General features: G+C 45.8%; 17 protein-coding genes. 7 read left to right on the top strand and 10 right to left on the bottom strand.

Annotation, left to right across the window (positions count from 1 at the left end; translation table 11 throughout):
- Positions 1 to 261 precede the first annotated feature (261 nt).
- A complete protein-coding gene (gene leuB, locus V2H45_RS07115) occupies positions 262 to 1,350 on the top strand; it encodes a 3-isopropylmalate dehydrogenase (RefSeq protein WP_330482931.1) in 1,089 nt (362 codons plus the stop codon).
- A gap of 11 nt (positions 1,351 to 1,361) precedes the next feature.
- On the opposite strand, the gene V2H45_RS07120 is transcribed toward leuB, so the two are convergent.
- The 4 genes from V2H45_RS07120 to V2H45_RS07135 form a co-directional block, all read right to left on the bottom strand.
- Positions 1,362 to 1,667 (bottom strand): YlxR family protein, encoded by a 306-nt coding sequence (locus tag V2H45_RS07120; protein ID WP_330482932.1) that lies wholly within the window; start codon positions 1,665 to 1,667, stop codon positions 1,362 to 1,364.
- A gap of 7 nt (positions 1,668 to 1,674) precedes the next feature.
- On the bottom strand, positions 1,675 to 2,958 hold the full coding sequence (gene nusA, locus V2H45_RS07125) for a transcription termination factor NusA (RefSeq protein ID WP_330482933.1): 1,284 nt from the start codon (positions 2,956 to 2,958) through the stop codon (positions 1,675 to 1,677).
- A 119-nt stretch (positions 2,959 to 3,077) separates the two neighbouring features.
- Positions 3,078 to 3,530: a ribosome maturation factor RimP gene (gene rimP, locus V2H45_RS07130; RefSeq protein WP_330482934.1), complete on the bottom strand. Its 453-nt coding sequence runs from the start codon at positions 3,528 to 3,530 to the stop codon at positions 3,078 to 3,080.
- 561 nt (positions 3,531 to 4,091) lie between these two features.
- A complete protein-coding gene (locus tag V2H45_RS07135; protein WP_330482935.1) occupies positions 4,092 to 4,319 on the bottom strand; it encodes a 4Fe-4S dicluster domain-containing protein in 228 nt (75 codons plus the stop codon).
- A gap of 1,013 nt (positions 4,320 to 5,332) precedes the next feature.
- Between V2H45_RS07135 and V2H45_RS07140 the strand changes: the two genes are divergently transcribed.
- Positions 5,333 to 6,694 (top strand): 8-oxoguanine deaminase, encoded by a 1,362-nt coding sequence (locus tag V2H45_RS07140; protein ID WP_330482936.1) that lies wholly within the window; start codon positions 5,333 to 5,335, stop codon positions 6,692 to 6,694.
- Positions 6,695 to 6,774: 80 nt separating this feature from the next.
- Here the strand turns inward: V2H45_RS07140 and V2H45_RS07145 are convergent, their stop codons facing one another.
- The 4 genes from V2H45_RS07145 to V2H45_RS07160 all read right to left on the bottom strand — a co-directional run bounded on the left by V2H45_RS07145 (position 6,775) and on the right by V2H45_RS07160 (position 10,288).
- Positions 6,775 to 7,500, bottom strand: coding sequence for a cytochrome c biogenesis protein CcdA (locus V2H45_RS07145; RefSeq protein ID WP_330482937.1), 726 nt, complete (start codon positions 7,498 to 7,500; stop codon positions 6,775 to 6,777).
- Positions 7,501 to 7,738: 238 nt separating this feature from the next.
- Positions 7,739 to 8,089: a DUF1257 domain-containing protein gene (locus tag V2H45_RS07150; protein ID WP_330482938.1), complete on the bottom strand. Its 351-nt coding sequence runs from the start codon at positions 8,087 to 8,089 to the stop codon at positions 7,739 to 7,741.
- Between the two features lie 151 nt (positions 8,090 to 8,240).
- On the bottom strand, positions 8,241 to 9,755 hold the full coding sequence (ycf46, locus tag V2H45_RS07155; protein ID WP_330482939.1) for a stress-responsive protein Ycf46: 1,515 nt from the start codon (positions 9,753 to 9,755) through the stop codon (positions 8,241 to 8,243).
- A 215-nt stretch (positions 9,756 to 9,970) separates the two neighbouring features.
- Positions 9,971 to 10,288, bottom strand: a complete 318-nt coding sequence (locus V2H45_RS07160; RefSeq protein WP_330482940.1) for a hypothetical protein — start codon at positions 10,286 to 10,288, stop codon at positions 9,971 to 9,973.
- 311 nt (positions 10,289 to 10,599) lie between these two features.
- Here V2H45_RS07160 and V2H45_RS07165 point away from each other — a divergent pair, with 311 nt between their 5' ends.
- Positions 10,600 to 11,082: a hypothetical protein gene (locus tag V2H45_RS07165; protein WP_330482941.1), complete on the top strand. Its 483-nt coding sequence runs from the start codon at positions 10,600 to 10,602 to the stop codon at positions 11,080 to 11,082.
- A complete protein-coding gene (locus V2H45_RS07170; protein WP_330482942.1) occupies positions 11,079 to 11,567 on the top strand; it encodes a hypothetical protein in 489 nt (162 codons plus the stop codon). Before V2H45_RS07165 ends, V2H45_RS07170 begins: the two co-directional genes overlap by 4 nt.
- A 69-nt stretch (positions 11,568 to 11,636) precedes the next feature.
- Here V2H45_RS07170 and gltX read toward each other — a convergent pair whose 3' ends face one another.
- Together gltX and V2H45_RS07180 are read right to left on the bottom strand one after the other, a co-directional pair.
- Entirely contained in the window at positions 11,637 to 13,070 is a 1,434-nt protein-coding gene (gene gltX / locus V2H45_RS07175) for a glutamate--tRNA ligase (protein ID WP_330482943.1), read from the bottom strand.
- Between the two features lie 136 nt (positions 13,071 to 13,206).
- Positions 13,207 to 13,641, bottom strand: coding sequence for a ferritin-like domain-containing protein (locus tag V2H45_RS07180; RefSeq protein WP_330482944.1), 435 nt, complete (start codon positions 13,639 to 13,641; stop codon positions 13,207 to 13,209).
- A 212-nt stretch (positions 13,642 to 13,853) separates the two neighbouring features.
- Between V2H45_RS07180 and V2H45_RS07185 the strand changes: the two genes are divergently transcribed.
- The 3 genes from V2H45_RS07185 to V2H45_RS07195 all read left to right on the top strand — a co-directional run bounded on the left by V2H45_RS07185 (position 13,854) and on the right by V2H45_RS07195 (position 17,497).
- Complete coding sequence (locus V2H45_RS07185) at positions 13,854 to 14,066, top strand: hypothetical protein (RefSeq protein WP_330482945.1); 213 nt, start codon at positions 13,854 to 13,856, stop codon at positions 14,064 to 14,066.
- A 292-nt stretch (positions 14,067 to 14,358) separates the two neighbouring features.
- Positions 14,359 to 16,497, top strand: a complete 2,139-nt coding sequence (locus tag V2H45_RS07190) for a polyribonucleotide nucleotidyltransferase (RefSeq protein ID WP_330482946.1) — start codon at positions 14,359 to 14,361, stop codon at positions 16,495 to 16,497.
- On the top strand, positions 16,460 to 17,497 hold the full coding sequence (locus tag V2H45_RS07195) for a hypothetical protein (protein WP_330482947.1): 1,038 nt from the start codon (positions 16,460 to 16,462) through the stop codon (positions 17,495 to 17,497). The genes V2H45_RS07190 and V2H45_RS07195 overlap by 38 nt, the downstream gene beginning before the upstream one ends.
- The last annotated feature ends 20 nt before the right edge of the window (positions 17,498 to 17,517 follow it).

The following is a 17,517-nucleotide window of genomic DNA, read 5'->3' on the forward strand; positions in this document are numbered from 1 at the left end:
GAATTTAAGGCTAGTTGAACTTGCGTTTATCCCTGATTAGTTAATTTTGGGCAACATGGTGAATTTTAACGGTTACGGTTGAAACAATATAGCAATTCGCAATTTGTCGTCGCGCCAATTTCATGGGGAGATCCATCTACGACGATAGCACGGGACAAAATTGAAGAGTGACAGGCGATCGCCCTATACAATCAAAATGTAAACCCATCAAAATGTCTTACAGATCGTTTAAAAGATCGAATCATCCAAACGCTGAAGTGAATGTCTAAAAACTATAAAATCACCCTACTCTCAGGCGACGGTATTGGCCCAGAAATTATGCAAGTGGCGGTTTCTGTGCTCCAAGCGATCGCACCTAAATTTAACCTTACCTTTGCTTTTGAAGCAGCCTTAGCAGGTGGATCGGCGTTTGATGCCACTGGGCATCCCCTCCCTGCTGAAACCCTAGCGCTCTGCCAAAGCAGCGATGCAGTCTTACTTGCCGCCGTAGGTGGTGAAAAATGGGATACGCTACCCTCCCATCTGCGCCCCGAGCAAGCCTTATTGGGTCTAAGAGCTGGTTTGGGCTTATTTGCCAATCTACGACCTGCCAAAATCTTGCCCCAACTAATTGATGCTTCGACCCTCAAACGCGAAGTCATTGAAGGCGTCGATATTCTGGTCGTGCGCGAGCTGACAGGGGGGATTTACTTTGGTTTGCCCAAGGGCATTTTTACCGATGAAAATGGCGTTCGGCGCGGTGTGAATACGATGGCATACACAGAGCCTGAGGTCGATCGCATTGGGCGGGTGGCGTTTGAGTCCGCTCGTAAGCGTCAGAGTACGCTCTGCTCGGTCGATAAGGCAAATGTACTGGATGTATCGCAGTTATGGCGCGAACGAATTACAAAATTGGGCGCTGAGTATCCTGATGTCAAGCTCTCGCATATGTATGTCGATAATGCTGCCATGCAACTCCTGCGCTATCCCAAGCAGTTTGATGTGATTGTCACGGGCAATCTCTTTGGGGACATCCTCTCGGATGCCGCCGCCATGCTCACAGGCAGCATTGGGATGTTGCCCTCGGCAAGTTTGGGCGAACCTGGCAAACCAGGCGTGTTTGAGCCCGTTCATGGTTCTGCTCCTGATATTGCGGGTAAAGATCTGGCGAATCCCTTAGCACAGGTGCTTAGTGCCGCCATGATGCTGCGTTATGGTTTAAATGAATCTGCTGCTGCGGACTATATCGAACAAGCCGTTACCAAGGTACTCGACTCAGGCAAGCGTACTGGAGACATTATGGCTTCGGGGTGCGAGCAACTGGGCTGTAAGGCAATGGGTGAGGCATTACTCGCGGCGTTAGCTGTTTAAGGGAATAATTTCTAAGGAACTACTTCTAAGCGGGCTTTGAGTAGCTCAAAAATTTGGGGCGGAATCTGCGCGTGCAGCGATCGCCCCAAGCGATTTTTTTTCTGGGCTTGTTGCAAACATTGCAAATTGGGGCAGATATAAGCCGATCGCCCCATGCCTTTGTCCAATCCGATCTCTGGATTAGTTGCAGAAGCTTCGGGCGAATCAGAATGCAGGCGCACGACTCGCCAAAACTCACTTTTGGGGGCGATTTTTCGACAGCTTACGCAGCAACGCTGAAGTTTAATCTGAGATTTAAGCTGAGGTTCTAAGGGCACAAGCGCTTTAATTTTCTGCTATCTCCTCTTCAAGGTTTTCCTCTAGATTTTCTTCAGAATCTTCATATTCCTCGGGCTCAGCTTCTACAGCCATCCGCGCTCTTGCCTCTGCCAATCTTGCTGCCTCATCTCTGGCTTTTTGATCTTCGGCATCATAGTCATACCTAGAAGCATCTTTGATATCAATTTTCCAGCCCGTCAGCCTTGCAGCCAACCGCACATTTTGCCCCTCTTTGCCGATCGCTAAACTGAGCTGATCGTCTGGAACTAGCACATGGGCTTGGCGATCGTCGGCATTAATGAGGCGAACTTCTTTAATCCGAGCGGGGCTGAGAGAATTGGCAATATAGGTGGAAGGATCGGGCGACCACTTAATCACATCAATCTTCTCGCCGCGCAGCTCGTTGACTACGGCTTGAATTCTCGCGCCTCTAGCACCAATACAGGCTCCCACAGGATCGACATCCCGTTCGTCTGAGACTACGGCAATTTTGGTGCGAGGTCCCACAGAATGAGAGGGTGGGTTTGCTTCTCTAGCTACAGCCACAATTCGGACGATCTCGTCTTCAATTTCAGGGACTTCATTCGCAAATAAATAGACGACTAAGCCAGCATCAGCGCGTGACACCGTCAGTTGAGGCCCGCGCTTCGAACCTTCATGGACTTTCTTTAAGTAAACCTTAAACGTAGAGTTAGGGCGATAGGGACGTTCGCTGGGTAACTGCTCGCGTTTAGGCAATTCCGCCTCAACTTCGGGCTGACCAAAGTTACTGGTAATCGCCATAATTACTGAGCTATTTTCAAACCTTAATACCCGACCCTGGAGTACCGTACCTTCAAGATCTTGGAATTCTTCTTGAATCAGGCGACGCTGTTGATCGCGTAACTTTTGGGCTAAGACTTGCTTGGTCTGAATCGCTGCCATGCGACCAAAATCATTTTGTTCGGGTGTGACATCGACCACAACAGTACCACCCGCTTGGGCTTCGGGGGCAACTTCTCGCACTTCCGCTAAAGATATTTCATGATCGGAGCTTTCTACTTGCTCGACAATGGTTTTGGTTGCTAAGACGCGAAAGCCTTCCTGCTCGATATCTAGCTCTACATCGAAATTATCAAAATATTCTTCTTCAAAGTTGCCGCCATCAGAACGATAGGTTTTGCGAAAACGTTCGTATCCTTTTAAGAGGGCTTCGCGCAAGGCATTTTGTACTGCATGTTTGGGCAGATTTCGCTCTTTACTAATTACCTCTACCATGCCACCCAGTCCGGGTAAGTTAAGTATTGACATACTGACAAATCTCTCCTTGCTCTGTTGAAAAGCTGTATTAAAAATCTCTGCGAAAAACTTGTGTTGGAATTTTGCGGCGAAAATTACCAGAAAAAGTAAAAATTGGGGTGTGACTTGGACTACGACAATTCCACCCGATGCACGAGTTCGCGGGGAATGTTGATTATTTTCCCCTTGAGGCTAAGCGTGACATGGTCTAGATCGCGGCTAACAAGATGCCCTGTCCAGCTTTCTTTCCCTTCATAGGGAGCATTGGCGCTTGCCGTAACCATAAAGCCACGGAAGGCGATAAACTCGCGATCGCTTTGCAATTGCCGATCTGTACCGGGGCTAGAAACCTCTAGGACGTAAGCAAAGGAAATCAGCTCTGCTTGATCGAGCGCAGCTTCTAGGGCATGACTCATGCGTTCGCAATCTTCTAACCCAGTATTTTGCTCGAGATTGCGAATATCAACTCTCAAGATTGCTGGGTTTTTATGGGTTTGTAGCACTGTATCTACCACCTCTAAGCCAAGTGGTGTAGCGATCGCCTCCGCTATTTGCAAAATTTGGGGAATCAAGGGATGACTCATAACTCAACAGAAATTAGGGGTAAAAAAACAAAAAAGTGGGTATGACCCACTCCTTCTGCAATGTTTATCGGTACACGCCTTAGTAGCGCTTAGTTCTTGCTACCTCAGAGCCCACCTTAGCCTGAAAAAACGCAGGCACGTAAGCATTCAAATCGGTTAAATTCTGGCGATCGGATGCTGTAGAAGCAAATTCTATTCGCTAAATCCAGAGCTTAACGTTGACTGTCGATCCAGCCCTTAACTAAAGAAATATCAATGTAAAGACTTGTCAACATCGAGAATGCTCAACAAAGCCAAAACACAGACGCTATCCTAGCATGCTTACAACTCGAACTGAGGTGATATCCCTGAAAAATCAAACGTAAATTATCGTAATCGTTAACGCTCGACTCGAAAACCAAACCTTTTGTCCTACGCCATCACTAGTCATAGCGAATGTTTTAGCATTTTTATGCTTAATTTAGCTCTTCATTCATTATAGACTTTCTGCTTTTGTGCTTGACCCGTTGGGTATTTACGCTCTAGAACGTATTCCGTAATTTGTAGGCTTAAAAAAGGTCACTAAGGACTGTGTTTTTGTAGCTCAGGTCTTTCTTCGGGCAAAACAGCTCCCTGTACGGGGCAAACCTCTAAACATACGCCGCAGTCAATACAGGTTGAGAAATCGATCCAGTACCAAGCCGTACCTCTAAGATTGGCTCCAGAACCTTGATGGATGCAGGCAACGGGGCAAGCTGGAGCGCAGGCAGCAACGCCCTCACAAACATCCGTAACAATGGTGAAAGACATAGATAAATAGTTACCGAGAATTTTTTAAGCTTTCTAAGGCTTCCGCAGATTTGAATATCTTAGCAATTCTTAATCTGTATTTACATTCCCTCCACCGATCCCCACTAGCACATGAATGAGGTCTTCTCATCGTTTGCAGAAAAGAAAAAACTTGAATGCGTCACTACTCAATTTTTTATTTATATGGGCTACTTTAGTGGGGCAAAAGATTAGGAAGATAAAGAACCTGCGATCGCGATCGCTAAAGTCTATAAAAGTAGAAAATAGCTAACTAAAGTTATTCGGGGATCGGTACTTGGGGATCAATTTAATAGAATTTTAACAATTTTACGAGTCAAAAAAATGGCTCAAATCTGTCAAGTTATTGATAGGACTAGATCTGAGTATTCGTAAAAACATTATTAAGTTAATTTTTTATTCGGGATCGCTGAATTTCTCTCCCAGAGAGGAATTCAGTATGATAATTCTGTCTGTTTGCATACCCGATAATACGGACATTAATAAACTTGGCAACCTGCCTACATTAAGATGAATTCTTTAGTCAAGCCAGTCACTTCATGTCGTTTTTGCAGACATTACGACCATGAGGGTAGAAGAGGGGGGAATTGCAACAAACTGCAGGTTCATGTCAGTGCGAGTTGGTCAGCTTGCTCTTATGCTGTTGCTCCATTTGCACCTTCGTGGGAATATGTGGGCGATCTATCTACACTTTTTCACGATCGCGTTGCGGTTTCAGAGCGCCAAAATGAAAAGTTTCTAGAACCAATAATTCAACGCAGAAAATCATTTTCACTGTCAAGTTTTCATGAAGCTTAGGCTTGAAATCTGACAAGTTGGCTTGCTTTGTTCCGAAATCCTGATCCCGAACTCGCACCTCGCAGGCGATTTAGGATGGCTATATCGAGGGCAGAGTCCCTCATGCTGATGGGGATAATGATTAAAATTGTGAACCTCAATACATCAACTGATACGGCGTTGCTGTAAATCAAGCACATCGTCTATTTTGAGGTTCCATGTCTACCTTGCTTGTCAAGAATATCCAAACCTTAGTCACTATGGATGCTGCTAGACGGGAGATCCGTAATGCGGCGCTGTTTGTGCGAGACCATATCATCGAGCAGGTTGGAACAACGCAAGAGTTGCCCCAGATAGCTGACGAGATTTTGGATTTACGAGGTCGGCATGTTGTACTTCCTGGACTTGTAAATACCCATCACCATTTTTTTCAGACCCTCACGCGTGCTGTCCCAGCGGCTCAGAACTGCGATTTATTTAACTGGCTGCAAGCGCTGTATCCAATTTGGGCAAACCTGACGCCAGAAGCTATCTATATCAGCGCCCAAATGGCTTCAGCCGAGTTAATGCTATCGGGCTGTACGACGGCTAGCGATCATCTCTATATTTTTCCCAATGGCAGCAAACTAGATGATGAAATTCAAGCTGTGGAGGCGATCGGGCTACGGTTCCATGCCAGTCGGGGCAGCATGAGTGTAGGGCAAAGTTTGGGGGGACTTCCTCCTGATTCGGTAGTTGAAAAGGAAGTCGATATTTTGAAAGACAGCCAAAGACTGATTGAGCAATATCATGACAATGCTCGTCATGCCATGCTACGCATTACCCTCGCTCCCTGTTCGCCTTTTACTGTATCTCAAGACTTGATGCGGGAATCAGCAAAATTAGCGAGATCGCATCTTGGAATTAGGTTACATACGCATTTAGCAGAAAACAAGTCGGATGTTGCTTACAGCATCACGAACTTTGGTGTCACACCTGGGGACTATGTGGAATCGGTTGGTTGGCTGGGAGAGGATGTCTGGCATGCCCATTGCGTCCAGTTGGACGATCGCGCGATTCAAAAGTTTGGCAAAACAGGGACAGGTGTAGCCCATTGCCCCTGTAGTAATATGCGGCTCGCCAGCGGTATGGCACCCATTCGTAAAATGCTAAATCATCAAGTACCTGTAGGTTTAGGCGTAGATGGATCGGCATCGAATGACTCCTCAAATTTATTGAATGAAGTCCGTACGGCTTTTCTGATGGCACGAGTTCGCGAATTGGATGCTAATGCGATGACGGCGAGAGATGTACTGGAGTTGGCGACGCTGGGAGGGGCAAAAGTTTTAGGGCGAGACGATATTGGGTATCTTGCACCCGGCATGTCTGCGGATTTCATTGCGATCGACCTAGATCGCATAGAATTGGCAGGATCTCATCACGACCCAGTCGCTTCGGTTGTTTTCTGCCAAGTCAACAAAGTGGACTACAGTTTTATCAATGGTCGCAAGGTCGTCGATCGCGGACGATTAACCACGATTGAACTAGAAACCTTGATTGAAAAACATCATAAACTGGCACATCAACTGATTGACGGATAGATTATAAAAAAGCTTTGTGCCATTTCAGTGTCGAAAGAATCAACACTTTGTTAAGCAAGGTGAAAAAATACTTAAAACCCTCAAATAAAACGATTGAGAATTGAAAGCGTGCCAAACCCGATCAAAATTATCCCACTCGTCCAATTTAACCAGCCTGACCAGCGTCGCATCGATAACAATCCTGTCATCATGCCTGCAAACGTACCTGCGAGCATCAACGGTAATACTGAACCCAAGGCATAAATTAGCAATAGCCCCGCACCCAGCAAGATGTTTCCAGTACTAGATACCCATGTCAGTAGGGTAATCAAAACAGGTGTGCTACAGGGCGAAGCCACCAGTCCAAAGGTCAGACCAACCAGATAGGAACGCATACCACTGGGTAATTGGCGTGAAATTTCTACATTGCCCCAGTTCGGCAAGCGCATGGGCAAAATTTCGAGCAGTTGCAATCCCATCGCGATCGCAACAACACCCATGACGATTGACCAACCCCAACCTGTCTGTCCGTAAATTTTCCCAAGAAATGCAGCAGCTAAACCAAACCCTGTCAAGGTTGTGGCAAAGCCTAAGGCAAACCAAGCAGACTGTAAAGCCGCAGCAAAAGTAGATTTCGACTCAAACCCACCGATATAACCAATAGTTAAAGGCATCATCGAGAGGGTACAGGGGGTCAAACTCGTGACCAAGCCTGCCAAAAAAACTAGACCCATACTCAGCACCGAGAAATGATCGAGCTGGTTGAGCACGATCGCGTTTGACCAACGATCTACTTCATAAAGCCAAGAATTGAGTGAATCTAGCATGTACGGAACTTGAGCATAAAACTTACCTCTAGTGTAAGCATAGTCAGGATATTTGTAGTGGTTATCATTTAGTCGTACAGATTCCTAGATCCTCGACTTTTTCTGATTGGTACGAAAAAATCTATAAAACTTGCCCCAAAAGTCGAGGTCTCTGCTGCGGATTCATACCATCACACAAAAAAGAGGCTAGCCATAGGAGCTAGCCTGCAATTTTGAAGTTCAAGCATTCGTGATGTAATTACTGCACCACAAGTTTGACATTAGCGTTATTGAGTCCAGGACGCTTCACTTCGTTGAGGGTCTTGTTAACTGCATATTTTTGGTTGATCGAGTTGATCAGCTCGGTTTGGTTGTGCTTTTTGGCAACTCCCCAAAGATCGGCAATCAGGTCAAAAGAGCCATCAGCATTACGCGACCAGCCTAGATCGTAGTCACCTTCGAGGGTTGCTACGATGTCAGAGCGTAGGCGCTGCCCATTGTAGCCACGAACATCAGCATCAGTTTTGACGGTGATACCTAGATCGCGCAGGGAAGATTTTAAGATTTCGGCGTCAGTAATTTTTGTGCGAAGTGTGCTGAAGTGAGACATAATAGATTTACTCCTGTAAATAATTGTTAATCGAGGGAGAGTACCGTTGGCGCGGTACAGTTAGTTGACTTCGGACTGCTAGACTACTGGTTGCTTTGGGAATAGCTCCTTACAGTCTAGCCTTTACCCAGTTAAAAACTGGGAAAGCTTCTTAAAACTCCATACGCTGATATTCAGCGACGGTAGTGGCGGCGGGGCGTGCCCGCAACCTTGCCCAATCACGTAGAGCAGAGACCTGCTCTGTCATCGTGCGCGATAAAGGAGTTGTAGACTTAACCGCAGAGATAATGTCTAACTGAGTAAACTCCCGATCTTGGGCAAAAGCTTCATACATCGCAGCAACGATGCCTTGTTCGATTTCGGCTCCTGAAAAGCCATCGCTCACGTTAGAGAGCTGACCGAAATCAAATCGCGTAATATCAGATCTGCGCTTGCTGAGATGAATTTCAAAAATTTGTTTGCGCTCTTCAAAGTTGGGCAAGTCCACAAAAAACAACTCGTCAAAGCGACCCTTACGTAAAAACTCACCAGGTAAGCGATCGACGCGGTTTGCAGTTGCCATGACAAACACGGGCGACTTTTTCTCTTGCATCCATGTCAAGAAAGTCCCAAAGATGCGAGAAGAGGTACCACCGTCTGAGTCTGCTGAGCCAGCACTACCCGCAAAGGCTTTATCTAACTCATCAATAAACAGAATCATGGGGGAGATCGATTCGGCAACCTTGAGTGCGCTGCGCAAGTTAGCTTCTGAGCGTCCCACTGTTGAGCCGTCATAGACTCTGCCCATGTCGAGACGAACTAAGGGCAAAGACCAAAGCCTCGCTGTTGTTTTGGCGATGAGAGACTTGCCACAACCCGGTACGCCCAAAATCAACATGCCCTTCGGCTGTGGCAAACCATATTCTCTGGCTCTTTGGCTAAATGCATTAGAACGCTGACGCAACCAGTGCTTTAACTCTTCTAGTCCACCTACCGCAGAGATGCCTTCATCTTCTTCGATGTATTCTAAAATTCCATTGCGTCGAATGAGCTGTTGCTTTTCTGAGAGTACGATGCCAACTTCTTCTTCGGTGAGGCGACCTGTTGTGACTTGGGCTTTACGGTAGACCTTTTCTGCTTCATCGTGGGTCAAACCAAGCGTTGCACGCAATAATTTTTCTTTGGTTTCGGGTGCAAGTTTTTTGATGCGAGACGCGCCGATTTGCTGAGCCAAAACATCTTCTAGCTCTTCAATTTTAGGAAGGGGGAAATCTAGGACAATAACTTCTTTTTCAAGCTCAATGGGAATGACTTGAACTGGAGACATCAAGATGATGGACTTTTGCGTGCCCTTAAAATTGGCAATCACGTCACGCAGACATCTGACAATTACGGGATTATCGAAAAGAGGATGTAAATCTTTAAATACATAGATCGCAGGCTCTTTTTGATCGGAGCGAATAATCCACTTCAGGGCGGCTTCGGGAGACTCAGTGTTGTGCTGACTGCCACCACCCGCTTGCCCATATTCAACGATGCCGTTGGTTATCGTCCAAGTGAAGATGCGTCTGGCTGGTTTGACTTGGGCAACTAAAGCGATCGCGCGTTCGGCTCTTTCTTCCTCAGGAGTGTTGAGGTAGATCAAGGGGTATTGAGCTTGAATAAGGATACTAAGTTCTTCTTGCATATTCGTAAAGAGGATTAACCCTCTTGCCTCACCTTGATGTCTAAACTTTTTAAGCCTCAAACCTGAGCAAGAGCTTATGTTTGAATTTAATTTACTGGTGGATGACTTACTGAGTTAGATAGCAAGCATTCACCTATACTTGTTTGAACCTATTTTTTGAACTTAATTTCGTTTGAAATTGTGCTTGAACTTTGTGTTTGATCTGTGTTTTGAGCCTATTGACAAACGACAAGTTCTTCATCTTGGCTATCAGCTTTATCAGCCTCAGTCTTGGTCGTACAGTTATGACTGCCACCAATGGCTAAAAGCTCACCACTTCGTACCACTACTGCTTGGGAACATTCAGGGCAGTTATAGACTTGGTGCGTGTGACCAATGCCCGAAGCTTCCACAATCTCAGCATGGGATAAGTAGAAACTGATAGCTCTTTCAGCTAGATCGGACATGGGCTCTTGGTCGATCGCCGAACGAATTTTTAACTGTCTGTGTAAGTCTGCTGATAGATACAGAGTGACTTTTTGCTTGTCCTGCATAATATTTGATTAGGTGGAATACCCGGGTATTGAAGCAATATACTTGCCTACCCATATGCTGTCAAGATACTTTGCTGGCTTGACGTCAATATCGTTACATTTGTTTACACTGGAACAACTTAATTTTGAGATTCGTCCTATGTGTCATGGGTGAACGTGATATGGATGTAATGATAAATACATCGCAACGACACGAGATCGATTCATCCAGAAATGAATTTGTACTGAAGGCTAAGAGCTAAAAATTAATTCAAGTGTTTTTACGTTACAGATCGAATTTAAAAAGACAGTATTAAATGGAGATGATGGTCATGCAAGGGCGAAAGGGGGCTAGTTGGTTCGGTTTGATTGGATTCGTGGCAGCAGTTTCTATGGCTGCGGCTCCTGTGAGTTTGGCACAAAGCGAGTCGATCGCTCTGTCACACAACTTTAGACCCGACCCAATTAAACTAGGTGGCAACACGGGCGGCAATGTGAGTTTGGCGAGTTTGGCAGGTATTGATGCTAGCTGTCGAGGCTTTGCGCAAGCGCAGCCCAACCATGTGATTACGCTAAATGAAAGCTTTCCGTTACTAGATTTTTTGGTATATACAGGTGGCATCAATAACGATCCTACAATGTTGATCAAAGGACCAGGAGGTCTTGTGGTTTGTGCGGATGACGAGTCCCAAGGACGTAATCCTCAAATCTCAAGACGGCTCCCCCCAGGAACCTATCAGGTTTGGGTGGGTTCTAAAGATGCCAATCAATCCTTTCGATATACCCTTTCGTTGAGTGAAATTCGCCAAAGATGAAGTCAAAGATGAAATGGATGCGATCGCCTAAACAGCTTTTTATCTCAGTGGGTCTCTTAATCGGGTTAGTCTTGCCTAATTCTTTGCTTTGGACGCCGCTAGCCAATAGCCAAGAGGCAATGAAGCCGCTTTCCCCCAGATTTAGCCCTGACCCACAGGTGTATAGCGGCACAACCAGTGGCTCAACCTCTTTGCAATCCCTTGCAGGTTTGACACAGGTGAATGGGGCATGCCAAGGTATGGCAAATCAAACTGCAAACTATGTACTTGTTACCGAAAAACCTTTTGGTTTTCTGAGTTTAAAGGTAATTGCCAGTGGCAAAGCTACTTTGCTGGTTAAGGGGCCCGATGGCATTTATTGCCGTGATAGCTCTAAGCCTTCTCTTGAGGGCACATGGGCAGCAGGAAGATACGAAATTTGGGTAGGCTCCCAAACGGGCGAGTCAATTCCTTTTCAGCTATCGATTAGCGAGACAAGCCAATAAATCAAACCTCAAAAGAGAACTACCTAGAGACGCTCATGGGTCTCTAGGTAGTTTTTTGCTAGATGAAATTTAGAGCCCCAGACTGTACTGCAAGCGTGGCAGGGCAAGGTTTCTTTGGTGCAGCAGCAGGAAAGATGGCACTAAATCTGGCCCGTGAATATCCCCTGTTAATGCCGCCCGTAAGGGCTTCATCACCATGCCTTTTTTGATGCCTTGCGCTTTGGTCACTGTTTGAATCAGCGCACCTGCACTCTCAGCCGTTAGCTCAGGTGTTTGATGTAAGGCTTCGAGCAATCCAGATAGGATTGGCTTTACGGCTTCTGGGCTTAACACCGCGATCGCTTCATCGGTGTAAGTTGGGGTATCGACAAACAAATAGCGAGCCATCTCCACGGCATCGGCAAGCAGGGTGAGGCTAGGTGCGATGAGTTTCACTACTTCTAGCAGCCAAGCACGATCTAGATCGCAATTAAAGCCTGCTTTTTGCCAAAAGGGCATCAAGCGATCGCATAGATCGTCTGTGGGCATGCTGTGCAGGTACTGACTGTTGAGCCAGTTGAGTTTATCCCAGTCAAATTTTGCCCCAGCTTTGTTGACGCGGTTAAAATCAAACACCTGAGCGACTTCTTCGAGTTTAAAGATCTCATTACCATCTGGTGGCGACCACCCCAACAGCACCATATAGTTGTTAAAGGCTTCGGGTACATAGCCCATGGCTTGAAACTCTGCCACAGAGGTAGCCCCATCCCGTTTTGAGATCTTGGCACCCTGGGTATTGAGAATGAGTGGGGTATGTCCAAACTCAGGGGGAATTGCGCCTAAAGCTTCGTAAATCAAAATTTGCTTTGCTGTGTTGGCAATGTGATCTTCGCCCCGAATCACATGGGTGATCTCCATGTCGATATCGTCAATCACCACCGCAAAGTTATAAAGGGGTAAAGCAATATTGCCTTGCTCGTCTACTCTAGCAATGACCATATCGCCGCCGAGGTCGCGGGTATTCCATGTGACCTCACCTCGTACCATGTCAAACCATGACACCTCAAGCGGCTCCTCAATTTTGAACCGAATTACAGGTTTGCGCCCCTCAGCTTCAAAGGCTTGACGTTGCTGTTTGGTCAGATTGCGGTGGCGATTGTCATAACGGGGGGCCTGTTTCTTAGCCTTTTGCTCTTCCCGCATCTGCTCTAGCTCTGCCTCGGTGCAATAGCACCGATAGGCAAGATCTTGATCGAGCAAAATATGGACGGCTGCAATGTATTGCTCTAGGCGTTTGGTTTGAAAAAATGGTCCTAGATCGTAATCAATCTTTAGCCATGCCAGCCCATCCAGAATATTTTGGGTGTATTCATCTTTAGAGCGTTCTCGGTCAGTATCCTCAATGCGCAGGATAAATTCCCCCTTATGACGGCGGGCATATAGCCAATTAAATAAAGCAGTCCTTGCTGTGCCAATATGCAGGTTGCCAGTGGGACTAGGAGCAATACGAACTCGAACGGTCATTGGTTAGTCAGGGATTCAGTGATCGGTTATCAGTTGTCAGCGATTCAATTCGTTAAATTCAATTAGTGAATCAGTTGTCAGGAGTTCGTAGTTAACGTAACGGTGGTGTAACGGGAACGATAGACAGCAAATTCAGTTAACTAAAATCTCGTAGCATTTTTCGCAATTCGAGATTGTGCATTTCTTCATGCCCAATCATGGTGCGTGCAAACTCTTCTAGATAGATGCTACGGTCTTTAACAATCTCTAGCAAAGACTTGTACAGCTTAACAGCATTTCTCTCATGATAGAGACTCTCCGCCAAAATATCCTTGACTGTATGGTTATTAGTTTCCTCGATGGGGGCGATGCGCAGGCTGGGATGCCCCTCTAAGCCTGTGAGGATTTCCCCCACTTGTTGGGCATGGAGTAGTGATTCGTTGGCTTGTGTTTTCAAAAACTGGACGATCGGTATGCGGTTAGGGCCTGTAACCATCAATGCATAGTGGGTATAACGCACTACTCCTGCTAATTCAAACTCAAGAATCGAGTTTAACCTTTCAATTGTGGCTTCCAAGTCAAGTTCTTTCATGCCCAAGTAATCGTGTGAGTAAAGTACCGAGATTTAACTACTATCTTATCGTAACCTACGCCAGAAGTGCACCTCAGCCATTTTAGAGTTTAAGGATTGGTATTATAATGTAGGGGTATGGTGTTAGCTAAAGCGACTTAGATAACTGCCTATGACGTCATTAGGGTTTAGTTTGTGTCGCGATCGCATAGGAGAAAAGGAGAAAAATGAAAATGTCAGAAACTGAGCCAAATCAGGTGAATGTCCCTACGGAGCCTGCCAAGATTACGCTTTGGGGAGAAATTGTCAAAGGTTGGCAGTGGGTTGTTTTTTCTTGGAAAACCTTGAGTCGTTTGGGTGGTTTTAAAGAAATTGTTCGAGCGCTTTTCTCAGCTTTGGTCTTGTTAATTCGACGCGGGTTATCTCAGTCGCAAACCAAACAATAAACGTAAGCCTTGCTCAGCTTAATTTGAACAGTTACTATTCAAATTTTGTGCGATCGACATTATTTTTGTCATTGCTTCAAAGCTTTTCTCTGTAATATGCAGAGCTATTTTTTTGCATCAATTTACTTTTGATTTTAGATAAATCTTTAACAGGGTTTACCAAGATAGATTGATTTGCTCTGCGATGCTAACGAGTAACTACATAAAAATTTAAGGCAGGTATTCTACTATATCAGTGTTACCATTGCCAGATATATAACTAAAGAAAAAGTCAAAAGTAGAAGAGCAAATAATGACCGCAGTAGAGAAGACAATTTCTTTCTATGGCAGAGAGATCAAACTCAGAATAGGTTTATTAGCACCCCAAGCAGGTGGGTCAGTGTTAATGCAATGTGGTGAAACGGCTGTACTGATTACGGCTACAAGAGGGCCGGGCCGCGAAGGGATCGATTTTTTACCCTTACTGGTGGACTACGAAGAACGTTTGTATGCAGCCGGTCGCATTCCGGGTGGCTTTTTACGGCGTGAAGGTCGTCCCCCAGAAAAGGCGATTTTGACTTGTCGGTTGATCGATCGCCCCTTACGTCCTTTGTTTCCTGGTTGGCTGCGCGATGATATTCAGGTGATTGCGACCACGATGGCGTTAGATGAAAAAGTCCCCCCTGATGTGTTGTGCGTGACGGGAGCCTCGATCGCAGTACAACTGGCAGGTTTACCCTTTAATGGGCCCATGGCAGGCGTGCGCGTTGGTTTGGTGGGTGATGAATTTATCATTAACCCTACCTACGCTGAGATCGAAGCTGGCGATCTCGATTTGGTCGTGGCTGGAACCCCCGAAGGCATCATCATGGTGGAAGCAGGTGCAAAGCAATTGCCTGAAAAAGACATGATCGAAGCGATCGAGTTTGGCTATGAGGCCGTTCAAGAGCTAATTCTTGCCCAAAAGAATTTAATGGCAGAGCTAGGAATTTCCCCTGCGGATGTCACTGCCCCCGTGGTGGATACGTCTTTGCACGAATTTATCACCGCCAAATCTGGCGACCAAATCAAACAAGTGGTTGCTAGCTTAGAAAAAGATCGAAAGGTGCGAGATGCTGCTTTAGATGCGATCAAAGCCGAGCTAGCTGAAGCGATCGCAGCATTGCCTGAGGAAGATCCAATTAAGGTGGCAGCAACGGATAAAGTTGTGAGTGCTACGTTTAAAGATCTCACCAAAAAGCTGATGCGCCGTCAGGTGATTGAAGATAGCGTCCGCATTGATGGTCGTAAGCTTGATGAAGTTCGCCCCGTCTCTGCTGAAGTTTCGCTTTTGCCTCGCGTACATGGTAGTGGTTTATTTAATCGCGGCTTGACCCAGGTGCTATCGATCGCAACATTAGGCACGCCCTCAGATGCCCAAGAGCTTGACGATCTGCACCCCGACGAGAAGAAACGCTATCTGCATCACTACAATATGCCTCCCTATTCTGTGGGAGAGGTCAAACCCATGCGATCGCCCGGTCGTAGAGAAGTTGGACATGGGGCATTGGCTGAAAGAGCGATCGAGCCAGTGCTGCCTTCTGCCAGTGAGTTTCCCTACGTTTTGCGCGTAGTTTCGGAAGTTCTATCCTCCAATGGTTCCACTTCTATGGGTTCTGTCTGCGCCTCGACCTTAGCGCTGATGGATGCGGGTGTTCCCATTTCTAAGCCCGTCAGTGGGGTAGCCATGGGTCTGATCCAAGAAGGCGATCAAGTGCGCGTGCTCACAGACATTCAAGGGATCGAAGATTTCTTGGGTGACATGGACTTTAAGGTTGCAGGAACCGATGCGGGTATCACAGCCTTGCAAATGGACATGAAGATTACAGGGATTGCGATGGATACCATTCGCGATGCGATTAATCAGGCTAAAGCAGGTCGCGCCCATATTTTAGGCAAGATGTTGGAAGTGCTACCGAAGTCTAAAACGGAGCTGTCTCCCTATGCACCTCGCCTGCTCACGATCAGCATCAATCCCGATCAAATTGGTTTGGTGATTGGCCCCGGTGGTAGAAATATCAAAGGGATTACCGAAGAAACTGGAGCCAAAATTGATATTGAAGATGATGGTACGGTGACGATCTCTTCTAATGATGGCGAAGGTGCCAAGCGGGCCAGACAAATCATTGAAGGCATGACTCGTCGTGTCAGTATGGGAGATGTCTATGTGGGTAAGGTTTCACGCATAATTCCGATTGGTGCGTTTGTGGAATTTCTACCTGGTAAAGAAGGGATGGTTCATATCTCTCAACTGGCTGAAGGTCGTGTCGGTAAGGTTGAAGACGAAGTTGCCGTCGGCGATGAAGTGATTATCAAAATTCGCGAGATCGATCAACGCGGACGCTATAACCTCACACGCTTGGGAATTCATCCTGATGAAGCGGCAGCAGCTCGTGCGGCGGCTGGTTCGTAGTCTAGTTTCGCTTGGTGAAGGCGATCGCTTCTCAAACAATCGAGAAGCGATCACCTATGGGAAAGTCGGTTTTGAGACAACATCCTGCATTTTTCTGAATAACAAGCTTCTAATGGATAATAGTGAGCTACAAAAAAGGCACTTTGCTGCTCTTAGTGAGAAATACCGAGTAGGTGTGTATAAAAGTGTTGGATTTGATAGTTTTCTATATCTAATACTGAGAAAAGCTGAACTAGGCATTCAGATCACAAGCCTAGAATTTCAATGGTTAGCAGAGAATCGCTTTTTCAGAACTATTGAAATTATTTCCTTGCAGCAATACCAAGCAAAGGATTTTAAAAGACTAGAAGTTGAATTTTTAAATCTACGACTTAAATACAAAATTCCAGAAGATTTAGAGCTTCCGATTGCCAGCCCAGTTTATTCAATACTTTGGAAATTAGAGGCTGGAGGTTTTCCCACAGACTCAGAACTTGAGTTATTAAATAGTCATAATCTTGTAGCAACAAATAATCTAATTCGAGACATTCTGAACTTTTCAAAACTGAAAATTAGCTACAAAGCAACTAAGCATCTAGATCATTTTCCTGAAGAGCCTCTCTACTCAATTCTGAAACAGCTTGATGTGAGAGAGCCGCTGTCTGAATTTGAGGCTGATTGGCTCTTGGAACATGATTTTGCAGAAACACTACAAATTCATTCGCGGCAGGAGGATGAGAGGAAAGCTATCGTTGAGTTTTTAGACTTGAGAGCAAAATATCATTTTGATTCCTTCCCAGACACGTCTATTTCTAGCCCACTTTATGGCATTTTAAAGAAAATAAAAGAAAAACAAGATCTTGAAAATAGTGAATGCGAGTGGCTTGAGCAGCAGAAGCTAACTCAGCTAAGTGCGATTGATCGGAACCGTAAGGATATAAAGTTATTTAAAGAACTCAAAGCTAAATATCAAGCGACTCGACATAAAACCGCCAATTCAAGGATGAAATGCAACGCCTAGAGATCTTTGCGTAAAGGGAC

It is taken from the genome of Tumidithrix elongata BACA0141 (genome assembly GCF_036349135.1).
In the GTDB taxonomy this organism is placed as follows: domain Bacteria; phylum Cyanobacteriota; class Cyanobacteriia; order Pseudanabaenales; family Pseudanabaenaceae; genus Tumidithrix; species Tumidithrix elongata.

Coding starts and splice junctions, on each gene's coding strand:
- leuB (WP_330482931.1), top strand. CDS start 262: ATGTCTAAAAACTATAAAATCACCCTACTCTCAGGCGACGGTATTGGC.
- nusA (WP_330482933.1), bottom strand. CDS start 2,958: ATGTCAATACTTAACTTACCCGGACTGGGTGGCATGGTAGAGGTAATT.
- rimP (WP_330482934.1), bottom strand. CDS start 3,530: ATGAGTCATCCCTTGATTCCCCAAATTTTGCAAATAGCGGAGGCGATC.
- V2H45_RS07135 (WP_330482935.1), bottom strand. CDS start 4,319: ATGTCTTTCACCATTGTTACGGATGTTTGTGAGGGCGTTGCTGCCTGC.
- V2H45_RS07140 (WP_330482936.1), top strand. CDS start 5,333: ATGTCTACCTTGCTTGTCAAGAATATCCAAACCTTAGTCACTATGGAT.
- V2H45_RS07145 (WP_330482937.1), bottom strand. CDS start 7,500: ATGCTAGATTCACTCAATTCTTGGCTTTATGAAGTAGATCGTTGGTCA.
- V2H45_RS07150 (WP_330482938.1), bottom strand. CDS start 8,089: ATGTCTCACTTCAGCACACTTCGCACAAAAATTACTGACGCCGAAATC.
- ycf46 (WP_330482939.1), bottom strand. CDS start 9,755: ATGCAAGAAGAACTTAGTATCCTTATTCAAGCTCAATACCCCTTGATC.
- V2H45_RS07160 (WP_330482940.1), bottom strand. CDS start 10,288: ATGCAGGACAAGCAAAAAGTCACTCTGTATCTATCAGCAGACTTACAC.
- V2H45_RS07165 (WP_330482941.1), top strand. CDS start 10,600: ATGCAAGGGCGAAAGGGGGCTAGTTGGTTCGGTTTGATTGGATTCGTG.
- V2H45_RS07170 (WP_330482942.1), top strand. CDS start 11,079: ATGAAGTCAAAGATGAAATGGATGCGATCGCCTAAACAGCTTTTTATC.
- gltX (WP_330482943.1), bottom strand. CDS start 13,070: ATGACCGTTCGAGTTCGTATTGCTCCTAGTCCCACTGGCAACCTGCAT.
- V2H45_RS07180 (WP_330482944.1), bottom strand. CDS start 13,641: ATGAAAGAACTTGACTTGGAAGCCACAATTGAAAGGTTAAACTCGATT.
- V2H45_RS07185 (WP_330482945.1), top strand. CDS start 13,854: ATGTCAGAAACTGAGCCAAATCAGGTGAATGTCCCTACGGAGCCTGCC.
- V2H45_RS07190 (WP_330482946.1), top strand. CDS start 14,359: ATGACCGCAGTAGAGAAGACAATTTCTTTCTATGGCAGAGAGATCAAA.
- V2H45_RS07195 (WP_330482947.1), top strand. CDS start 16,460: ATGAAGCGGCAGCAGCTCGTGCGGCGGCTGGTTCGTAGTCTAGTTTCG.